The organism is Brachyspira sp. SAP_772 (assembly GCF_009755885.1).
Classification (GTDB): Bacteria; Spirochaetota; Brachyspiria; order Brachyspirales; family Brachyspiraceae; genus Brachyspira.
This window is the reverse complement of the sequence record NZ_VYIX01000250.1, coordinates 1-629: the sequence shown is the minus strand read 5'-3', so window position 1 is coordinate 629 and position 629 is coordinate 1. Positions and strand designations below refer to the sequence as shown.

The window sequence follows — 629 nt, the reverse complement described above, 5'->3', positions numbered from 1 at the left end:
TATGTATATAAAAATTCATAAATAAATATCCAAGACATGAATAATATTATAATGGTTCTTATTGCGGTAGCTAGGTTTGAATTAATATCTTTAAGACCAATTTTTATTAGTATTGCTGTGAGTGAAGCGAATATTGATGATAATAGYGCATAAACAATCGACATATAATATATCCTTAAATAAACATATTTATAATATATCGTATAATTTTTTATTAAATCTTATATATTTATTTATGAATTTTTATATACATATAAGAAAAAATTACTATACTTATATGTATGAAATTATTTTAGGAGAATATTTATGGAAGAGTCTATCAAAAAAGGCAAAAAAGACTATTTGCTGATAAAACTGTTTATAGGAATAGTTGTAGGAATTCTAATAGGTACATATTCTAATGAAGGTTTAATCAATGTAATACAATCTATAAAATATGTACTTAATCAAGTRATATCGTTTATGGTACCTCTAATAGTATTAGGATTTATTGCTCCTGCTATAACAAGAATGGGTAATAAAGCTAATAAGATGTTGGGAGTGATGCTTGCTTTGGCTTATTTCTCTTCTGTGGGAGCTGCTTTATTTTCTACTGTTGCAGGATATGCAATAATACCTAATTTGAATAT

Annotated in this window: 1 protein-coding gene and 1 pseudogene; one reads left to right on the top strand and one right to left on the bottom strand. The window is 24.9% G+C overall.

The genetic code is table 11. From position 1 onward, the window contains the following. Positions 1-164 (bottom strand): annotated as a pseudogene (locus GQX97_RS15200) (EamA family transporter); the annotation flags it as partial. A gap of 142 nt (positions 165-306) precedes the next feature. Between GQX97_RS15200 and GQX97_RS13845 the strand changes: the two are divergent. Then, positions 307-629 (top strand): cation:dicarboxylate symporter family transporter (locus GQX97_RS13845; RefSeq protein ID WP_157152334.1); only part of this gene is annotated, 323 nt, incomplete at its 3' end.